This window comes from Pseudomonas edaphica (assembly GCF_005863185.1).
Classification (GTDB): domain Bacteria; phylum Pseudomonadota; class Gammaproteobacteria; order Pseudomonadales; family Pseudomonadaceae; genus Aquipseudomonas; species Aquipseudomonas edaphica.
Genome location: NZ_VBVZ01000815.1, coordinates 1 through 2,280 on the forward strand (window position 1 = coordinate 1; position 2,280 = coordinate 2,280).

A 2,280-nucleotide genomic window follows, 5' to 3' on the forward strand; every position below is an offset into this window, starting at 1 on the left:
TCTTTGCACACCCAATCCGGCAGGTTTTCGCGCAACTGCGCCTGGAGGCGGCGCAGGTCGCCGTCGAGGTCGGCGTAGGCTTCGCTGAAGCGGTAATCGGCGAAGATCTGCGCCAGCGTCGCCGCCAGGTCACCCGCAGGCTTATAGGTACGGGTTTGCGCCGCACGTGCCCGGCGCAGGCTGGGCCGCGTGGTGTGGATGAACATGCAGCCGTCGCTGATCAGGTCATGGCTGAACAGCCCGCAAAAGATCGAGTTGTACCAGGTCTCGGACAGCTCATCGTCAAAACGCAGGTCGATCAGGCCGATGTACGCGCTTTTGACCAATGGCCACTCGTCCACTGCCAGCAACGCCGCCTCATCGAAGTGGGCACGCAGACGCGCCGTGACTTCAGCGACCTTCTCTTCATACAAATTGATCCGCGCCGCCGACGCCGCCTGCCCTTGTTGCCACTGAGCCTTTTCGAAACGCTCGCGAGCGCCGTCGGTGATCTGGCGAAAGTGCTCACGGTAATCGTCGAAGCCATCGAGGATCATGCGGGCAATGGCAGGGGCGGATGGCGACATGCGGGAAACCTCGAACGGGTATCTGGATGCCTGAGCTTAGCCAGTGAATCGAGGCAGGAGAAGGATGATTTGCACGGCCTGACTGTACAACATCATGCAATTTGTACATTTATTTTCAATTTTCACCAATCGACCGTACGGTCAGCAAAAACACTATAAAGTCGCGCCGCCCACCGCTACAGGCCTCGAGCTGCGGGGCTTGACGCTCGTTGCCAGGAAACCGCGCAAACCTGTGAATTCTCAACGTATGTAACACCCTTGATACCACTTAGGGGAAACCCCGATTACCACCTTGATGGCACTTTGATATATAGCGCGCCCTTCCCAACCTAACAAGGTCTGAAGACCGACAAGGGAACCGGTTCAAACCGCCTAAGGAGCACTAAGATGTCATTGAGGAATATGCCGATCGGTCTGCGCGCCAGCCTGAGTTTTGGGGTGTTGGCCAGCATGCTGGTGATCGTCGGAATGTTTGGCCTGGGGCAGATGGCCAAGCTGTGCGAAAGCGCGTTGGTGATTGAAGAATCGTGGATGCCGAGCATCGAGAACATCCACGACGCTGCCGCCTGCATCGCCAGCATCCGCCTGGAGTCGATGCGCATGGCGACCACTGACGAATCACGGATCCGCGACAACAGCAAAAGCCTGATCGCCAACCAGCGCAGCGAACTCAACACCCTGCTGGAGCACCACGCAGACCTGCTCAGCGGCGACGACGAACGCGCCATGCTCAAGCAGCTCAACATCAATGTGAACACTTACAACAGTATCGTCAGCCAGATGGTGGAGCTGGTCGACAAGGACCAGCAGCAAGACGCCATCGACCTGCTCAGCACGCGCCTCGGCCCGCAGGGCACGCTCCTGAATAAAAGCCTGGAGGACATGATTACCTTCAACCAGAAAGGCGTGGAAACCGCAGCAGACGCGGCGGCGCAGATGTATACCAGCGCACAGTGGGTGGTCGGCCTGATCATTGTGTGCGCGCTGATCGCGACCTTGTTGCTCGCCTGGCTGCTGACCCGCAGCATCACCGCCCCGCTGGGCCAGGCCCTGGCCGTGGCGCGCACCATTGCCGGTGGTGATTTGAGCCAGCCCGTCGTGGTCAAAGGCAGCGACGAACCGGCGCAACTGTTGACGGCCCTGGCCACCATGCAGGACCAGTTGCGCACCACCCTCCATGGCATCAGCGAGTCGGCGCAGCAACTGGCGTCCGCAGCCGAAGAGATGAGTTCGGTGATGGAGCAGAGCACCCGTGGCTTGCAAGCGCAGAACGATGAGATCGAACAGGCCGCCACCGCCGTCAACGAGATGAGCGCGGCGGTGGACGAAGTCGCGGCCAATGCGGTGTCCAGCGCCGAGGCATCCAAGGCCTCCGACGAAGACAGCAAGCACGGTCATTACCAGATCAGCGAAACCATCAGCTCGATCCAGAACCTGGTGGACGAAGTGCTCGGCGCCTCGAACAAGGCCGAAGGGTTGGCCGTACAAGCCCAGGACATCAGCAAAGTGCTGGAAGTGATCCGCGGCATCGCCGGGCAAACCAACCTGCTGGCGCTGAATGCCGCCATCGAAGCCGCCCGCGCAGGTGAGGCCGGGCGTGGGTTTGCAGTGGTGGCCGACGAGGTGCGCTCGCTGGCGCAACGCACCCAGGACTCCACCGAAGAAATCGAGCAGATGATCAACGGCATCCAGCAAGGCACCCAAGGCACCGTCG

Annotated in this window: 2 protein-coding genes; one reads left to right on the plus strand and one right to left on the minus strand. The window is 60.4% G+C overall.

Annotated features, from left to right (window positions below; all coding sequences use genetic code 11):
* Positions 1 to 566 (minus strand): isocitrate dehydrogenase kinase/phosphatase AceK regulatory subunit (locus tag FEM54_RS30810; protein WP_171045947.1); only part of this gene is annotated, 566 nt, incomplete at its 3' end.
* A gap of 402 nt (positions 567 to 968) precedes the next feature.
* Between FEM54_RS30810 and FEM54_RS30815 the strand changes: the two genes are divergently transcribed.
* On the plus strand, positions 969 to 2,280 hold a 1,312-nt coding region (locus FEM54_RS30815), incomplete at its 3' end, for a methyl-accepting chemotaxis protein (RefSeq protein WP_420875335.1).